The organism is Enterococcus sp. S22(2020), assembly GCF_020295385.1.
Lineage (GTDB): Bacteria > Bacillota > Bacilli > Lactobacillales > Enterococcaceae > Enterococcus_L > Enterococcus_L dunnyi.
Genome location: NZ_JACFUD010000008.1, coordinates 67,442 through 85,635 on the forward strand (window position 1 = coordinate 67,442; position 18,194 = coordinate 85,635).

An 18,194-nucleotide genomic window follows, 5' to 3' on the forward strand; every position below is an offset into this window, starting at 1 on the left:
ATACAAGGAGGGAAAATGAATGAAATGAATAAAACAAGAAAAAAACGATTAATGTATATCAACATCCTTACAGTTTCAATTCTTTGTTTGGCTGTATTTGGACAAGTTTATTTTTCAGCGACTAAGCTATTTGCTAAAGAGCCCCTTTCTCTTACGTTGGTAGAAGAAAAGATTAGTGAAAATCAAGCTTTCCATTTAGATATTTCTGATACACGAGATATGGAGGAACTCGGGCAAAAGACAGAGTTAGAGATACCTCAACCGACTGTTGAAGAAAAGTCAGATGCAATAGAACAAGTTCCGGCAGAAATCAAAAGAGAACTAAATCTATTCATTCCGCAAGGTATAACTTTTGATATTGAAGCTGAAGAGAATATGCTTCAAGAAGAAAAAGAAAGTGAACTGCCAGTTTTTAGTTGGAATGAAACAAAACGAGTATTGACTATTTCAATGGATGTAGAACAAGAAAATGTACGATTGATGCTTACCGCAGATGCTAGTGGTGAATATACATTTGAATTGAGTGACACTATAGATTCGACGAAACGACAAGAGTTGAAAATTTCTGTCGAGGAATCATCGGAAATAAAAGCACTCGAGGGAATCAAACCCTTAGCAGACGAAGTTTCAGTTAGCCTGAATGCTGAGAACACAGCTGAAATCACAGATTGGCAAAGTTTTGTTGAAGCTTTAGCGGATACGTCTATCACAACGATTTCATTACAGAATGATATTAGATTGTCAGGTGTTTTACAAAATTACGATGGTCTATTTAGCACAGATACTGTGGATATGGCTAGTGCAGAGAATGTATATTTCTATATTAATAAGGCTGCGAGTTCCCGTAGTATCACAATTAACGGAAATGGTCATACCTTTGACTTTGGAAATTTAGCAATAGGATTACTGAATGCCTCTACTACAGGCAGTTCTCAAGGTTTTTGGATTTTTGATTTTGTAAATATTGATGTCATATCGAAAAACTTTTCGGGACCAATCTATAAATCCTCTCATACAGCAGCTAGTGCGACAACGAATGGATTGACGGGTGCGGCAAGAACAAATACTCAAATAAATTTTGGCAGTGAAGCCACCCACACTCGTCAAGTTGAGACAATGCTTGGTTATTTAGTCGCACTTCATGACTATAATGTACCAAACATTGAAATTACAGCAGATTTATTTACTACAGCAGGTACATTTGCTACAAGTTATTTTGCATTTAGTCCATCTGGAGGTGCTTCTCAACAAATATTTAGAAGTACGACGCGGGCAAATACGAGTGGTGGAATGGTGCATAACTATTTTGACATTGCTGGTACAGCAAGAAAAGTAGTTGTAGAGGGCAATGGCTATACACTGGATTTTGGTGCGATCGTGCATCACTTTGTTTCTGCAAATAATAATGGTGGGCGTTCGTGGGACATCAGCTTCAATAATATGGATGTTTATCATGGAAACTATTGGGGAGCGTTGATTTATGATTCAGGCGGTAAGATGACGCTGAAGGACTATCAGGGATATGGTTCTCAATTTATGGAAGCTGGTACGACAGAGTTATATATTGATGGAGACACTCATTTAGAGCAGCAAGCTACGTATACGTCGATTGGTAAAAATGGCGATACAATACGAACCTGGTCGGTAAACAATGAACGCCAATCCTCATTGAGTGTGTCATCTGCCAAAGTTTTAGATAATGCCAAGTTCTATCTATCATCACGGGGAAGTAATGTTTTAGATATAAATGGCGGAAACTTTGATGTAGGAGAAGGTGCACAAGTAACATTTGAACGTGGCAATGCAGTTACTACGGCAGAAGGCGGGAATACAAACGTAACTTTACGAAATTCTGCTGCACTGACTGTTGGTAAAAACGCAACAGTAAACATGATCAATAACCACGCGACCAATGGAACAGTGATTAATCTTCAAGGAACAACGTCTGTTTTAACAGTAAAAGAAGGCGCTATGTTGAATGTTTTGACAACCGCATATAACGGGACTGGTAATTCAAATCCCGGGACGGGAACGGGATCTTCTCAAACGCCGATCTGGATGAGTGGTGGAACAATTTCAATTGACGGCTCATTAAATGTTAAAGGTGAAAACATGGGAGCCTCTAATACGAATTTAATTCATGCCAATGCAGCATCTACATTTACGATTAATGCAAAAGGTTCATTAGATGTTCAAAGTGATAGTACGAGTTATGTTCAGAACCTTATATATATGGGAGGAACAGCAACAACAACGAAATTCCAATTTAGCGACGCAGTTAGAGTAAATTTACAAAAGCATGGAACTCTAACAGGGACTAATAATGCAAGTAGCGGATTGATTTCCTCCGGAGGAATTTTGGATGTATCTGTCCAAAATGTTTATCAATGGAATTATGGCAACATGAATGGTTCTGCAGATGATAGTGGATCAGATTTTCAATATGAACCAATGAGTAATATGCGTCTTACTTATGGGGGAAATGCACAGCCGACAATCACTCTGTCCAATGCTATGACCAGTGCAATATTGAATAATTTCAATCAGAATTTTACAACACAAGCACAGCGAGTTCTTTTTACGAGAGTTCCTGATCCAAATATTGCCATTCATAGTGTGGCTACAGATAATCATGGAGATTCAAGTTCAATAACTGTTCATGGTTATGCAATCCCAAATGCTTATATTCGTCTATGGGATGTACCTGTTGATAATTCTATTTCACCTGCATTGGATCCATCTACAGATAATGTGGTTTCACCAGTAGAGGATACGACGACGCCAATAGAATTTAGAAACAACTTTACAACGCAGTCTAATGCTAACGGAGACTGGTCGATCACCGTTCCTTCTGGAAACTATTTTACAGCAGGATCTGTTATTCATGCTTACGGTTTTGCTAGTTTGAAGGCAGAAGAAGTGACACAAACGGTTCTTGATAAAACACCGCCAACTGCGTCAGGAGTGACTTATTACATTTCTTTAAATGATGGATTACCTGATCCAAAAGATATGGTCAAGGATGTGGCAGATACCAGTCCAATTAATACAGGATTTGATTTTGCTTATGACGATCCTGAGACTGCCGCGCAAGCTGCACAGACACCTGGAGAACATACAGTTAAAATCAAAGTTTCAGATCGTGCAGTCAATGCTGATGGGCAAGCTGATCCTAATACGACAGTAGTTGATTCAACTTTGATCGTATACGATGAGGGTGCTGGTGTTTCTGGGTCAGATTTCGAAGCATCATACGTCGATATTCGTGGCCTATCTGAACAGGAATTGATTACCTATATTCTGGAGAACTCTAAGGCAGAAGCATTTATGCTTTCTGGAGGAGTACGAACAGATTTAAGTCAGTTGGTCACAGTCACTGATTTTGGCGGGTTAAATGACATCGCTAATATCCAGCCTAAAGAATATACAGTCACATTAACAGTTAAAGCTGCAGATTCTGGCTTAGCACAAGATATTACTGGCACGATCAAAGTGACAGTAGTCGATGTAGATGCTGTATTGACGGTCGAATTTATCAATGAACTCGGTCAAGTACTTCCTGGCTATACGATCACGATCGACAGTCAGGTTGGAGATAAAATCGATTTGACTAAAGAAGAGCGTGTGACAAAACAATTAACTGATTTAGAAAGTGCAGGATATGAAATCGCCGAACGTCCTGACAATGAGACGGAGGTAGTGATCAATAATACAGAAGTAACGGTCAGATACAAACTACAAGGTATCTTGAGTTTAGCGTCAGCACCGAATGCTTTAGATTTTGGTTCACTTACTTACAACGCAACAACAAAACGTGTAGATGATCCATCGATCGACCAGCCGTTGATCGTTACTGATACAAGAGCAGATACAGCAAATGGCTGGACACTGACAGCGTCACTATCGACCCCAATGAGAAATACAGAAGGACAAGAGTTGGTTAATGCTTTGCGTTACGTGTATCGAGGAAAAGAAACGATTTTAGATACGAATGCACAAACAGTCTTTCTAAATGCTGACGGCTCTGCTGGAAGCATTGATATCAGTAATAGCTGGGGATCACAAACCGGCACAGACGGTGTAAAATTGCAAATTGAATCATCAGATATTGTCCACACAGGAAACTATGTTGGTGTGATCACTTGGAAAGTAATGGCTGGACAGCCGTAAGAGGAGAGAAAATGAGAATGAACAAATTGATTATTTTACTCAGCTCTTTGATTTTGCTGATCAGCCTAGCCGTAGTACCTTCGACTGTTTATGGAACAGAAGGAGCTGGCGGACAAGTAACTACGGGGGGAAAGATCTCATTTTATGAAGATTCTCTCGAACCGAGTGAAAATTTACCGGAAGTAGGGTCATCCACTGAACAAGAGTCTGAGGTTGTCGTAAAACCAGTTGGCAAGCTTCCAAGTACAGGGGAACTTATCCGTAACTTTAGTTTTGTCGGAATAGGTCTGCTCGTGCTCTTCCTTCTTTTACTCTTAGTACGCAAACGAGTAAAGGAGGAGAAATAGATGAAGAAACAGAAATTTAAAATCACTACCAGCATGATCATTGTGTTGACAAGCTTAACGTTTTTTAGTTCATCTGCTCAAGCGACAAATAGTTCTATCACACAACCAGGGACAGTAACTGTTGAAGGCAGTGCAATATCAAATCCGATAGACCCGGAAAATCCTGAAGAAGTCGTTGATCCTGGTGAAGGGCCGTCCACAGAAGGGCCTCTACGTATTGATTATGTGTCGTCGCTTGATTTTGGCAAAGCTGAAATTTCAGGTACAAACCGCACCTATCATGCATTAGCACAACAATTTCGAAGTGAGACTGGTCCGAGAGGCAGCTATATCCAAATCACTGATCAGCGTGCCAATTCAACTGGCTGGACCTTACAAGTCAAACAGAATCATCAATTTAGAAATACAGTGATTCAAAATGCCAATGAGCAAGAGTTGAACGGTGCCGTTTTATCTCTAGATAAAGGCTGGGCAAATAGTAGTGGAACAAGTGAATCACCTACGGTTACCCGGGAAACGATTGCTTTAAACTCAATCGGCACAGCCTATGACTTAGCAACAGCTTCACCAGGCAGTGGCCGTGGTGTCTGGACGATTACGTTTGGCGCTTCTGAAACAAATAGCAACAATATGGAGACAACATTACTTCCAGTGGTAGATTCATCGGGCAATGCGCTGATCGATGATTTTTCTGGAAAGCCGGCTTATAGCAATTCTGCTGTTCGATTGGCTATTCCGAATGCAACAAAAATCTACCCAGTACAATATGCAACAGAACTGACTTGGATTTTAGCCGAGTTACCTTAACCATGTGATACTTCTGGATTCGTCCAGGTTATCAAATAAATTATAAAGAAACATACAGGAGGAAATACAAATGAAATTAACAACACTATCATCAGCAGCGATCGTAGCTGCACTAACACTAGGTGCTTTAGCGCCGACAGCAGCAATGGCAGCTCCAACAGAATTAGAATCAACTGGAACTGTAAAAGTTGAAGAAGGTGGCGACGAAGAAAGCCCAGGCGTTGTCGATCCAGAAAATCCAGATGTGGTTTTACCACCTGTTAATCCAGAACCAGGCGAAACTGTAAACCCAGATTTAGGACCATTGATGATTGAAAGAACTTCTAACTTAGACTTTGGCACAATCAAAACATCAGCAAACGAAGTAACAGCTTATGCAACAGCAGCAAGCTTCGGTGAAGGCCCAGAAGCAGCAACACGTGGTGCTTATGTGCAATGGCGTGATATCCGTGCTGGGGGAACATTTGGCTACACTGTAACTGCTGAAATGACACAACAATTTACGGGGGCTAGCTCAAACGCATTAAGCGGTTCTACTATTGATTTCAGTAATGGATTTGTAGCAGCGCAAGGTGATAACACAAATGCAATTCCTTCAAATCTAACACCAGCTTTCCAATTGACTGAAAATGGTGGCGCTCAAACAATTGTGACTGCAAATCAAGCAGCACAAGAAGGAAAAGGACGTTATATCATGGCTTTTGGTAACAGTACAGATGCTACAGAAGGAAACTCTGTTAAATTAACTGTTCCAGCAGCAACAGCATCAAACATGGCTGTTGACACATATACAGCTAAAGTGACTTGGAAAGTCGTAGCTGCTCAATAATATCAGCTTTTCCTAAAGAGGCTGAGAAAAAAGCGTTTAGCTCCGAGAAATAAGAAGAAATTCATGAAAATTGTTCTTCAAATTTTTGTGAATTTTAGCTTATTTCCGAGGGAGCTACTTTTTTCTCACCGTTTATTCGGGATTATGATTTGAATCAATAGTAATATACATAGAAAAAATAAAAAGACATGAGGTTATAGAGATGAAAAAAAGAGTAAGAGTAATAGGAATTGTTTTATTGATCATGTTGACGTTTTTGCCGAGTGTTCTTTTTAGTCGTTCGGTTTATGCAGATGACAGTAGTGAAGCGGCAGACGATGTTGCCGGTGCTACAGGTTTTACTTATAGCCTTAACTTTCCAGAAAATCAAATGGAAGACAATATTGGTTATTACAAATTAAAGATGAATAAAGGACAGGAACAAACGATTACGCTCACCTTATCGAATCCTAGTGCTGAAAAAATTACGGTCAATATTGGTTTGAATGGCGCTGTTACTAATCAAAATGGTGTGATCGAATATGGTGATTCGGAAATAGAAAATGATGCTTCTTTACAGTTTGATTTTGAAGATATTGTTTCAGGTCCAGAAACAGTTGACTTAGCAGCTGGTGAAACAAAAACAGTTGAAATCAAGATCAAGATGCCTGAAACAGGAACAAAAGGAGTGATTGCTGGAGGAATCCAGCTGATGAAAGCTGATCAGGATGGAAATGTGTCTAATGAAGGCGGCTCTCGAATTATTAATCAATACGCCTATATCATTGGTCTTTTACTTCAAGAATCGGACCAGGACCTGACGCCAGACTTGAAGCTGAATAAAGTATTTGCCGGACAAAACAACTACCGAAATGCGATTTTCGTGGATTTTTCGAATGTGATCCCAGCATTCTTAAATGATATGACAGTAGAGACCCAAATCAATGCAAAGGGGAATGAAGCTGTTTTATATGAACGTAAACAAACGGCAATGCGCATGGCGCCAAATTCCTTTATCCAATTTCCGATCAGTATGAACGGGGAGAGAATGGTTTCAGGTACTTATGTGGCCAATATTTTAGTAACCTCCGGTGATCAAAAGTGGGCGTGGAAAGAAGAATTTGAGATCACACAGGAAGACGCAGATAAATTTAATGAACGGGATGTCGGTTTAGTACAGGAAAAAGGCTTTAACTGGCAGTTGATCGTAATGATCGTTGGTGCTGTTTTAGCATTAGGTGGAGTAGTTTACGGATTGATCGTATTTCTACGTAAAAAGCAGCAAAAGAAAGAACAAGCAGAAAAACTAGCACGAAAAAAGAAAAAAGCGAACGGAACCAAGAGTAAAAAGCGACCGCTAGATGAATAGGGGCTGAGGCAAATGTCTATTTTGGAAACTATATTTATAGGAGGAGTTGCAGCAGCAATCTTGGCACTTATCGGCAGCCTCCTCTTCTTGCTTCAGTACTTTACACAGAAGAAAAAAATTGCCAAACTACCAAAGAAAAAATTTAAGAGCAAAAAGAAAAATAAAAAAATTGCGGGACAAAGAAAACTCCTTCAAAAAAAGAAAAAACGCAGCTTGAAACTAATGATTTTTTTAATGATCGTAAGTGTGGCGTTTGCGGGTGCTTCGGGCTATCTTTCTTACTATCAATCGATGAATCTAACCGCAGATGACTCTGATTCTGTTGTCAAAGGCTATTATTTGCTTCGAGATTTTGAAGAGCAGCTGATTTTAGCAAGGGATCAAGGCGATGAAGAAGAAAAGCTACAGCAAAATATCCGTTATCTTTCTACAGCCATGGCTAGTTATGGAACGAAAAAAGCTAGTACGGTCAATTCTCAAGAAGGTCAGCTTGTGTTGAATCGTTATTACAATGCAACAAAACAATTAGGGATGAATGCAAGTACACAGACGAAGAATTTTTATAACAATCCTACATTAGTCGAAGAATTTTTGAAGGATATTGCCAAAGCACAAGAATATGAGCAGGCTGCATTTGCCTATTATAAGGTCAACGAAGACGCATTTTCAGAAGAAAAATGATTTGAGTTGTTTGCGATGAAAAAAAGAATGAATCAAGAAAACAGACGAAGGAAAACGTCTGATACACATCAACATAACAAGAAAAAGCAAGTCTCTAAGTCCTTAAATCAACGAAAAAGGAAGACGAAAGGATCCATTCGAAGGAAGAATGGAAAGAAAAAGAAGACGGTACTTCGGGACATTATTCTCACTACCGTTTTTACGATCTTTTTATCGCTGGCGATCGGTTCCATCTTCTTTAAAGTGACGACTGTTCAGGGACATAGTATGATTCCCAATTTAAGAGATGGAGATATCTTGCTTATCAAAAAAAGAACGGACTTGAGGCGTTTCGATCTGGTTACTTTTATGAATGAAAAAAATAATGTTCAGGCCCGGCGACTTATCGGACTACCAGGTGAAAAAATTGTTTATAAAGAGGACACGTTATATGTTGATGATCAGCCTGTTGACGAAAAATTCATAGTAGATGAAGTCAATGAAAGTCAACGCAATGGTAAAAATTTCACTGAAGATTTTACGAGTGAGGATCTAACTTCGACAAAAACAATTCCAGAAGGTTACTACTTAGTACTCGGAGACAATCGACCGTATGCTGCGGATAGTCGAGTATACGGATTGATCTCTGCTGAAAATATGATTGGAAAAGTATATTTTCATTGGAGCTTGAGTAATATCAAGAGGTAAGAAATCGAAAGTGAAAAACAGATACAAGAGAATACATACGGAAAGTTAAGATGAAGTTTTTAGGTTTAGTCTCAAATGAAATAAACATAATTGAATAACAAGGAAAGTCACTTGAAAAAAAGAGCGGGCAACTATTCTATTATTTTTTATTACCTACAATATTTCTTTTATTTCCTAAATTAAAATGAATAGGAGCTCGATCCATTGAATGAAAAATTAGTAAAGAAAATCAACAATAGAGAAGCTAAAATTGGTGTAATTGGGTTAGGTTATGTCGGATTGCCGTTAGCAATGGAGTTTGTATCCGCAGGTTTTGAGGTTATCGGAATCGACACCAATGAAAAGATAGTCCAGAGCTTGAATGCTGGGTACTCCCACATTTTGGATATAAATGAAGAGGTAGTGGCATCTGCAGTAGAAGAAGGGAAATTTGTTGCGACAACAGATTTTGAACATATTTGTAAGTTGGATGCATTGAGTGTTTGTGTGCCGACTCCTTTGAATCAAAATCAAGAGCCGGATATTAGTTTTTTAGAATTTACAGCGAACAAAATTGAGAAATATATGGAGTCTGGGTTGTTGATTTCTGTTGAGAGTACTACATATCCAGGTTCTACAAGAGAATTGTTCTATGAGAAATTTGAGCAAGGGGATAAGGAAATTGGGAAAGACTATTACTTATGTTTTTCACCAGAGAGAGTCGATCCAGGGAATGCTAAATTTCAAACTAAGAACATCCCTAAAGTGTTAGGCGGGATAACTGCTGAAAGCTCAGAACTTGGAAAAATTCTTTATGGCTCAATCATAGAAGAAGTCATCATAGTTAGCTCCCCGGAAACAGCGGAGATGAGTAAGTTGCTTGAAAACACCTTTAGAAGTATCAATATTGCCTTTATTAATGAAATGGCTATGATGTGTGAGCGGATGGGTATCGATATTTGGGAATCCATCGATGCAGCAGCAACTAAGCCGTTTGGATTTATGCCTTTTTATCCAGGCGCTGGCGTTGGAGGGCACTGTATTCCGTTAGACCCTATGTATCTTTATTGGAAAGGAAAACAAAATAAATTTTTCAACAAGTTTATTGAACTTTCTCAGGATATTAATATGAACATGCCTTTCAATGTACTAACTAAAATCCAAGAGAGCTTAAACGGACAAGGAAAATCGATCAAGAATGCTCGAATATTGATAGTAGGTCTATCTTACAAACCAAATGTTGGTGATATTCGAGAATCTCCATCACTAGACATCTACGAAAAATTGAAGCAAAAACATGCGAAAATAGATATTCTTGATCCATTTGTTCCTTCATTTAGAGATTCACAGGGAGAAATAATTTCGGTGATGCAAGAAAATAACTGTATGTATTCGATCTATGATTGTGTCGTTATTTTGACAAAACATGATTCGATTGACTATCAATTATTGTTGAGCGAAAGTAAAGCAATCGTCGATATGAGTCGAACGTATAAGATAAATGAAGAAAAAGTATTTAGGATAGGTGGCGGGTCATCTAACCATCATCTACGTAGAAAACTTAGGATCAAGGAGAGCAAAATTAGTGGAAATTAAGAAGAAACGTAGAGAGCATATCATACTGTCGTGTATTACTTTCCTGTTTTGCGCCTTATTGATAGGATTGATTGGTTTTTGGAGAACAGGTCATATTTCGAGTGCATTTAGTATATATGGTTGGTTTATGATCTCATATTTAGTTATCAAGACAGGCTTATCGATGTTTTATCGGGTAGATACCAGCACACCACCAGACTTAGAAGTGACCGTAGTCATTCCAGTCTATAATGAATCAAAATCAGCGCTTTTAAAGTTATTAGAGGGTCTATCGAAACAAACCTATCCGATCAAAGAAGTATTTATTGTTGATGATGGTAGTCAACGATATATATTGGATACTGTTTTAGAAGAAATTCACCATTTACTTCCTCTAGATTTTGTTCAAAAAGTTTTTGTCGGACAATTGCCTCATAACCAAGGGAAGAGATTTGCGCAAGCATATGCGTTTGAGCGTAGCACTGGAGACATTTTTTTCACGATGGATTCAGATGGAGAAATTTTTCCTTCGACGTTATATGAGTTGATGCGTCCGTTTAAGGATACAAACGTTCAAGCTGTGACAGGACATATCAACGCTAGAAACCGAAAGAATTCATTATTATCGTATCTATTGGATATGAGGTATGATAATGCCTTTCGTGTAGAACGAGCGTCACAATCTGTCACAGGAAATATTTTGGTCTGCTCTGGTCCAATCAGTTGTTACCGACGCACTGTTGTGATGGATAATTTGGATCGCTATTTAAATCAAACCGTATTTGGGTCACTTGCCCATGTTGGAGACGATCGGTGTCTGACAAATTACGCAAATGAACGTGGAAAAACGGTTTATCAGGAGTCAGCTAAATGTATCACTGACGTTCCAGAAAAAATTAGTGTGTTTTTAAAGCAACAGACAAGATGGAGTAAATCGTTTTTTAGAGAAAGCTTTCTGTCTATGAAATTGTTGAGAAAACGTCCGATGGTTTTTATTTGGTCAATAACCGAAATTTTCCTCTGGATCGTATTTTTAGGTGCTATTTCATATAATATCATTTGGCATTTCGGTAATTTAACATTGAAAGACTGGCTGTTCTTTTTACTATTGGCTTGTCTTTCTGCATATGCTCGGAATGTTCACTACATGTTCAAACACCCATTGTGCTACTTATTAGCACCGTTATATGGTATTTTTCACTTTTTTACTATCCATCTAGTTCGCTTTTATGCGTTATTGACTTTAAAAGATAATAGATGGGGCACTAGAACGAGTCAAATTGAAGTAGATAAGAAGCGTTTGTGATGTAGTAAATAGTGGGAGATCTATTTGGAAATATGAGTGAAAAAGTAACTATTTATACTCAGTCTTGTGTAAATCTGAAATCATTTTGATGGTATAGGAGAACAATAGGGTGGTTCAAAAAAATAGTTACATAAATGATAGGGAAAGGATGTACAAATGGATCTTTTAAAAAAGTCAAAAATGGTTGCTATACTGGCTGTCTTAATTTTGATCGGAACAACGATCTTTATATTTTCCAAAGTAGCGTTCATTTTTAGACCATTAGAGGCGATCGTATCAAGTATTTTACTACCTATTTTGATTTCAGTGTTTATCTTTTATATATTCTTACCTATTTTTAAGCAGCTGGAACGAATAACTAAACGAAGAAATCTATCCGTCTTTTTGATCGTTTTATTGATTTTATCGGTAGTTTTCATAGGGATCCAAGTCGTTATGCCTATGATCATTACAGAAATTGGTAAATTTGTAGCTCAAATTCCGACGATTATTTATTCGATCAGTCAGCTGGTTGAAAGCTCTGTATTGGAAGAAAAAGTGACTCCTTTGCTGGAATCTTTGGACTTGAATCAAATGGGGAGAGTCATTATTCAAGTGATTTCTGGTGCGAGATCGAGTTTGAGCGGTATCGTAGAGGTCATTTCTCATTCCGCCATCATTATTTTTACGATCCCGTTATTACTAGTTTATATGTTTAAAGATGGTGAAAAAATTCCAAGTAAGCTGCAGGAAATAACACCTGAAGACTATCAGCAGTTGGTCAAGGATTGGTGTCGGGATTTTCATAACGCTGCTTCTACTTATATCAGTGGAAAAATGATGGTATGTGCGTACGTAGGCGTCAGCAGCTATCTGGTATTTAAAATACTTGGGTTGCCCAATGCTCTTTTGTTAGGATTGATTTGCGGATTGATGGATATCGTTCCTTATTTTGGCCCATTTATCGGTGTGATCCCGGCGCTCTTATATGCGTTGAGTCAGGATTTGAAAACGGCCATATTGTTGATCCTATTTATAACAGCTATTCAATTTGGTGAATCTTATTTGGTATCACCGATCGTAATGAACAAAGTAAGTAAGATCCACCCAATTATTGCTGTATTTCTATTGTTGATTGCAGGGAATCTTTTAGGCTTCTTAGGAATGATTGTCGCGCTTCCGATGTATACGATCATTCGTGGAATGGTAAGGACCTTTATCGACTTTCGAAAAAAATGCAAAAGGCGAGTTGATTCAGGCGTTTACGCTTCTGAAAAGATTAAAAATTAGAGGCACTTAAAAAGTAGTTTAGAACAAGCTTGAACACTAAATTAAATGAGATAGGTCATTAAAGGAGGTGTTGGTAAAGAATTTGGTTTAAATGATCAAAAGTATAAATAAGCCGAAAATGAGAAATAGAAATGCGTAACCTATATGAAAGGACGAAAATAATGAATAAAAAAATAATCATTTCCATGGCCTTGATGTTATTGACACTAGGTGCTTGTGCGAACAACAACAAAACAGAGACTGGGACAAGTAATTTGGAAACAAAAAATGAGACGAGTACTGCAGTGGGTAGTCGATTGGAAACGATCAAAATCAGTTTGCCGGATGCAATCGCAGCGTTTGAAGAAATCTATCCAAGTGCAGCCATCACTTCAATTGATTTAGAAGATTCTCTTGGATCATATTCTTATAAAATACAAGGGATTGAGGGAACGAAAGAATTTGATATTCGAGTGGATGCAGATTCAGGCGAAGTAACAAAAGAGCGTGAAGAAAAGGTCGATCGTGACGATCAAGGAGAAGATAATGCTTTGGATCTGAAAGATCTCATTTCACTGGAAGAAGCGACTGAAATAGCTGAAGGAACAGTGAAAGATGGGGAAGCGATCGAGTGGTCATTGGAGAAAGAATTAGCAACGACTTACTGGGAGATCACGATCAAAACAGGTCTATTGTCAGAAAATACAGTGAAGATCAATGCTCAAACTGGTGATGTTTTAGAACAAGAGCAAGATTGAGATAACTGTCGATCAGGTTCGACTTTTGGGGAAGTTATTGAAGAATCTGCCTGTTATCTATCGTTTATTACGTTAAAGAGTGCGAAACAAAACTGATTATTAGTTTTGTCCCGCACTCTTTAACTATTTTACTAAGACGTAAAGCTGGTTATCTTTTTCGTAAATATCATAATAGTAGTCAGAAGATTTCAACTCACTATGTTCTTTATCAAAGGTAGCAAAATCAAACGATTCGATCATTATATCCATGCCTGTATAGGTTTTGAATACTACCTGATTAGGAAAGAAGATGGCTGAATTGGGTGGAACCATTTCTTGTAAAATAGGATAATTCTGTTTCGTGTTGTTAAAAACAGGTGAGTCTTTAAACAACATTGTTGCATACACTTGTTTCGTATTTGCTGTAACTAGATTTTTTAAAGATATCGCCAGCATCATACTTTGACGTACAAAGGCGTCTTTTTGGTAGTGTAACGCCGAAGCATAAACAAATGGAAAGGATAGTAAATAATAGCAGAATAAGCTGATCGTTCCTTTTATTGCCATATTTTTCCATTGTGGAGACAGTTTATGATCTAAAAGCAGAATCAAAGTAATTGCTGTGAAAACACTAAAGCCGTAAGCATATCGAGGTGCAGCAAGTGCTAATTTTTCTGGGAAAATCAAAAATACACCGTAACTTAAAATGGCTCCCAAGACCAGATAAAGACCGATAAACAGAAGACTTAACGACCGCTCTTTAGCCTGAACAAAGCTCACTACAATGAATAGTACAATCAAAAGAACGAATAAAATCATCCAAACTTTTGTACTTTGATCGATGATGCTGTGCAGATACATGGATATGTTAGCAACCAAAGTTTTGGGGATATCTTTGAAAGCAGCAATCGCAACGTTACCTCCGCGGTTTGCCAAATCAGGGTTGAATTTTGTTTCGATCAAATACGCGATCATAGCAACGATGTAAGCTCCTGCTGATAAGAGGCTCTTCTTTAGCACGGGACCTATTTTTCCGCCAGCCAATAATGTTTTTAAGGAAAGTGCTAAGACCATAACAATATAGATACCTGAAGAAGCTTGATACGTGTTGCACATCATGAGAATACTGAAAGCTGATAGAATAAAAAAGATCCGAGCCTTACTTTCCCACCAAAGGAACGGTAGGACAGAAAATAGAATACTCAATGCCATATAAGGGCTATCGAATCTAAAACTGATGCTTTGCAAAAACCAAGGATTCAATCCGATCAACGTAGAAACGATCAAAGAGAGAGCACTTAATTTTTTATTATTCAAGGTGAAAACGACGATAACACTGGCGACTGTCAATATGAATCCAGTCAAAATGTGCGTGAAAAGCCCCATATCTGTTAAATGACGACTTCCCTGCACGAACCAAGAAGCTAGTTCACTGCCCCATCTTGAATAGGTGCTGGCGAAATCTGTGTTGCCAACGCGCTGACGAACGGTGTCATCCATATATGGGAAATTGACGATTCCAATTGCCACTGTCACTGCTTGATAGATAATCACTGTCATAAGCAGGAGTGTTTTGTTTTTCTTGCACCAGTCAGTTAGTGCAGAGAATGATTCTGACATACCTAAAAACCCTCTTTCATTCCTATTGCTATACTCGTTAGAATTAAGTATAACTGAACGAAAGAGGATTTAAAATAGGATAGAATGGTTAGGTGATAAATAAAGATCGAGACCATCAGTTAAACGGTATCGACCTTTATGAATATCAGAATTATTTTGTAAACAGCACGTTCTGAACGAATGCTTCCAATTCTTCTCTTCGTTCAATATTGTGGTTACATTTGTCACTGTCGTAACAGATATAGTTTCCACGTTTCGTGTACATGCCATCACCAGACTCTTTTACTTTAGACATGAAAAGTGAAACTTCAGATGTTTCATGGCAGATCGGGCAGATTCCCTTTTGGACAGTCGGTGAAATACTTCCTTGGACGCCTACGAATTTTCCGTCGATCGAAGCAACAATAAATTTTTGCTGCTTGCCACTGTCATTCCAGCTATAAAAAGTATAGTCTCTAAGATCTAATTCATCCCATTCAGGGATTTTTAATTTCTTTGTTTTTTTGAATAGCTTTGTCAATTGCTGTTTTGATGGTGGTGAAAACGGCAGAACAGCTTCTTTAAGACCTTCTAAAAATTGATCAAGTTTTGGCTTTGAAGTTGCAGCGTCTAAAAAACCATCCAGCAGTGGTTGAAATTCTTCCTGGTCTTCACCAAATTGTTCATTGATTTTTTCAAGAACGATTGCTTGGAGTGTTTTTACTGTATTTTTATCATTCACAGATAAATGAGCCTGCAGTAAAATATTCGCTTGTTTTCTTATAAAATTAAATTGATATGGTTGTATTTTTTTAGTCATGATGGATTTCCTCTCTATCAGTCAAGTGATAAAGTACTTCGTGTCAAAGGAGATCCTTAAACCAACCAAAGTACTTTATATGCAGCAACAAGACTGGGCTTTTGATTGAGATACGCGTGTTTGAATTAGTATCATATTATCACCCCCTTAAAATAAAAGCAGAACAAATCGCTTAATCCTGTAGAAAATTAGGAAATTGACATTGAGACGTTTTCTGTCTCACTGACAATTTATCTATTTTCCTAAGGATTGATTTGAGTAGCTGGATAGCAATAAAAGCGGAACAAGCCGTTTAGCCTTGACAGAAAAATAGGAAAAATAAAATATGGCGTTATTTGTCATAATTTATTTTTATCTTTTTTCCGAGAGGCTGGCTTGAGCAACTGGATAATGCAGATGTACAAGACTTTCTTAAGAAAGTCTTGTACTTGTTCATCATCAGCTTAGTTTTTCGCTGTGATTCTCAGCAACAACGGAACAAGCTATTCAGCAGTTTTTACAAATTTTAACTTATTATAACGCACTTTCGCCTAATTGGTATAGTAAAAAACAAATTGGTTCAGTTGAAAAAGAACGAGGAGTAAGCTAAACTAAAACATGATTCGAATGAAGATTGAAGTAATGAAATGAACATAAAACAACTTTTAGGAGTGAAGCAATTGGAAAACAGATATGTCATCATCCTCGCTGCCGGTAAGGGAACGCGTATGAAATCAAAACTATACAAAGTATTACATCCTGTTGCAGGTAAGCCAATGGTGGAACACATCATGGATCAAGTAGAAAAAACGAATCCAAGTGAAGTCGTAACGATCGTTGGACATGGGGCTGAAGCAATCAAAAGCCATTTAGGTGAGCGTAGCCAATATGCTTTACAAGAAGAACAATTAGGGACAGGACATGCTGTATTACAAGCTGAGTCACTTTTAGCAGGAAAAACAGGGACAACGTTAGTCATTACAGGGGATACACCACTCTTGACCGCTGAAACATTGACGAATCTTTTTGACTATCATCAAGGAAAAAATGCCAGCGCAACGATTTTAACTGCTCATGCAGAAGACCCAACAGGCTATGGACGTATTATTCGTGATCATGTTGGGATCGTTGAAAAAATCGTCGAGCAAAAAGACGCTACGGAACAAGAAGCGCGTGTTCAGGAAATCAATACAGGGACGTTTTGTTTTGACAATGAAGCGCTGTTCAATGCTCTATCTAAAATCAATACGAACAATGCGCAAGGGGAATACTATTTAACAGATATTATTGAAATTCTGAAAAAAGAAGGTAAAGCGATCGCGGCTTATCAAATGTCTGACTTTGAAGAAGCGATGGGAATCAATGACCGCGTGGCTTTAGCTTTGGCTAATAAAATCATGTATCAACGCTTGAATAAGATGCATATGATGAACGGAGTGACATTTGTCGATCCTGATACAACGTATATCGATGAAGGCGCTGTGATCGGTTCTGATACAGTGATAGAAGCTGGTGTTCATGTAAAAGGAAAAACAGTCATTGGTGAGGATTGTTTCATTGGGGCACATTCTCAGATCGTTGATAGTATCATTGAAGACAATGTTAAGATCACGCAATCAGTTGTTGAAGAAAGTATTGTACGTAAAAATGCAGATGTCGGTCCATTTGCTCATCTTCGTCCGAAAGCTGAGATCGGTGAACATGTTCATGTCGGCAATTTTGTAGAAGTGAAAAATGCAACGATTGCAGAGCATACCAAAGTGGGGCATTTGACCTACGTAGGTGATGCAGATTTAGGGAAAGATATCAACGTGGGCTGTGGTGTTGTCTTTGTGAATTACGATGGGAAAAATAAACATCGCACTACGGTTGGCGATCATGCCTTTATCGGCTCGGCAACCAACTTGATCGCACCTGTTCAAATTGAGGCAAACACAGTGATCGCAGCAGGTTCGACGATTACAGAAGATGTAAAGGAATACGATTTAGCCATTGCTAGAGCGAGACAAGAAAATAAAGCAGGGTATGCGAAAAAGCTTCCTTATATGAATGAATAAAAAAAGAGAAGTGCTGTATAATAAC

Annotated in this window: 14 protein-coding genes; 12 read left to right on the top strand and 2 right to left on the bottom strand. The window is 38.2% G+C overall.

Going from position 1 to position 18,194, the window contains the following annotated elements; translation table 11 throughout:
- Nucleotides 1–15 precede the first annotated feature (15 nt).
- The 11 genes from H3T55_RS15195 (at nucleotide 16) to H3T55_RS15245 (ending at nucleotide 13,735) form a co-directional block, all read left to right on the top strand.
- The gene (locus H3T55_RS15195) at nucleotides 16–4,170 is read left to right on the top strand and encodes a pectate lyase-like adhesive domain-containing protein (protein WP_225535014.1); all 4,155 of its coding nucleotides are present in this window, start codon (nucleotides 16–18) and stop codon (nucleotides 4,168–4,170) included.
- Nucleotides 4,171–4,187: 17 nt separating this feature from the next.
- Complete coding sequence (locus H3T55_RS15200; RefSeq protein WP_225535013.1) at nucleotides 4,188–4,517, top strand: LPXTG cell wall anchor domain-containing protein; 330 nt, start codon at nucleotides 4,188–4,190, stop codon at nucleotides 4,515–4,517.
- A complete protein-coding gene (locus H3T55_RS15205; RefSeq protein ID WP_225535012.1) occupies nucleotides 4,518–5,324 on the top strand; it encodes a WxL domain-containing protein in 807 nt (268 codons plus the stop codon).
- Nucleotides 5,325–5,394: 70 nt separating this feature from the next.
- Nucleotides 5,395–6,153: a WxL domain-containing protein gene (locus H3T55_RS15210; RefSeq protein ID WP_087641744.1), complete on the top strand. Its 759-nt coding sequence runs from the start codon at nucleotides 5,395–5,397 to the stop codon at nucleotides 6,151–6,153.
- Nucleotides 6,154–6,355: 202 nt separating this feature from the next.
- Nucleotides 6,356–7,501 carry a DUF916 and DUF3324 domain-containing protein gene (locus H3T55_RS15215; RefSeq protein WP_087641745.1) on the top strand — a complete coding sequence of 382 codons (1,146 nt, stop codon included), beginning with the start codon at nucleotides 6,356–6,358 and terminating at the stop codon, nucleotides 7,499–7,501.
- Between the two features lie 12 nt (nucleotides 7,502–7,513).
- Entirely contained in the window at nucleotides 7,514–8,182 is a 669-nt protein-coding gene (locus tag H3T55_RS15220) for a hypothetical protein (protein WP_225535011.1), read from the top strand.
- Nucleotides 8,183–8,197: 15 nt separating this feature from the next.
- Nucleotides 8,198–8,869 (top strand): signal peptidase I, encoded by a 672-nt coding sequence (gene lepB / locus H3T55_RS15225; protein ID WP_225535010.1) that lies wholly within the window; start codon nucleotides 8,198–8,200, stop codon nucleotides 8,867–8,869.
- A gap of 204 nt (nucleotides 8,870–9,073) precedes the next feature.
- Entirely contained in the window at nucleotides 9,074–10,444 is a 1,371-nt protein-coding gene (locus H3T55_RS15230; protein ID WP_225550235.1) for a nucleotide sugar dehydrogenase, read from the top strand.
- Nucleotides 10,434–11,729, top strand: a complete 1,296-nt coding sequence (locus H3T55_RS15235; protein WP_225535008.1) for a glycosyltransferase family 2 protein — start codon at nucleotides 10,434–10,436, stop codon at nucleotides 11,727–11,729. The genes H3T55_RS15230 and H3T55_RS15235 overlap by 11 nt, the downstream gene beginning before the upstream one ends.
- A gap of 156 nt (nucleotides 11,730–11,885) precedes the next feature.
- Nucleotides 11,886–12,998 carry an AI-2E family transporter gene (locus H3T55_RS15240; protein WP_225535007.1) on the top strand — a complete coding sequence of 371 codons (1,113 nt, stop codon included), beginning with the start codon at nucleotides 11,886–11,888 and terminating at the stop codon, nucleotides 12,996–12,998.
- Between the two features lie 161 nt (nucleotides 12,999–13,159).
- Nucleotides 13,160–13,735, top strand: coding sequence for a PepSY domain-containing protein (locus H3T55_RS15245; protein WP_225535006.1), 576 nt, complete (start codon nucleotides 13,160–13,162; stop codon nucleotides 13,733–13,735).
- Nucleotides 13,736–13,858: 123 nt separating this feature from the next.
- Here the strand turns inward: H3T55_RS15245 and H3T55_RS15250 are convergent, their stop codons facing one another.
- Together H3T55_RS15250 and H3T55_RS15255 are read right to left on the bottom strand one after the other, a co-directional pair.
- Nucleotides 13,859–15,334 carry a glucosyltransferase domain-containing protein gene (locus tag H3T55_RS15250; RefSeq protein ID WP_225535005.1) on the bottom strand — a complete coding sequence of 492 codons (1,476 nt, stop codon included), beginning with the start codon at nucleotides 15,332–15,334 and terminating at the stop codon, nucleotides 13,859–13,861.
- Nucleotides 15,335–15,485: 151 nt separating this feature from the next.
- Nucleotides 15,486–16,133, bottom strand: coding sequence for a FusB/FusC family EF-G-binding protein (locus tag H3T55_RS15255; protein ID WP_087641752.1), 648 nt, complete (start codon nucleotides 16,131–16,133; stop codon nucleotides 15,486–15,488).
- A gap of 659 nt (nucleotides 16,134–16,792) precedes the next feature.
- Between H3T55_RS15255 and glmU the strand changes: the two genes are divergently transcribed.
- Nucleotides 16,793–18,169, top strand: coding sequence for a bifunctional UDP-N-acetylglucosamine diphosphorylase/glucosamine-1-phosphate N-acetyltransferase GlmU (gene glmU / locus H3T55_RS15260; protein WP_087641753.1), 1,377 nt, complete (start codon nucleotides 16,793–16,795; stop codon nucleotides 18,167–18,169).
- Nucleotides 18,170–18,194: the final 25 nt, after the last annotated feature.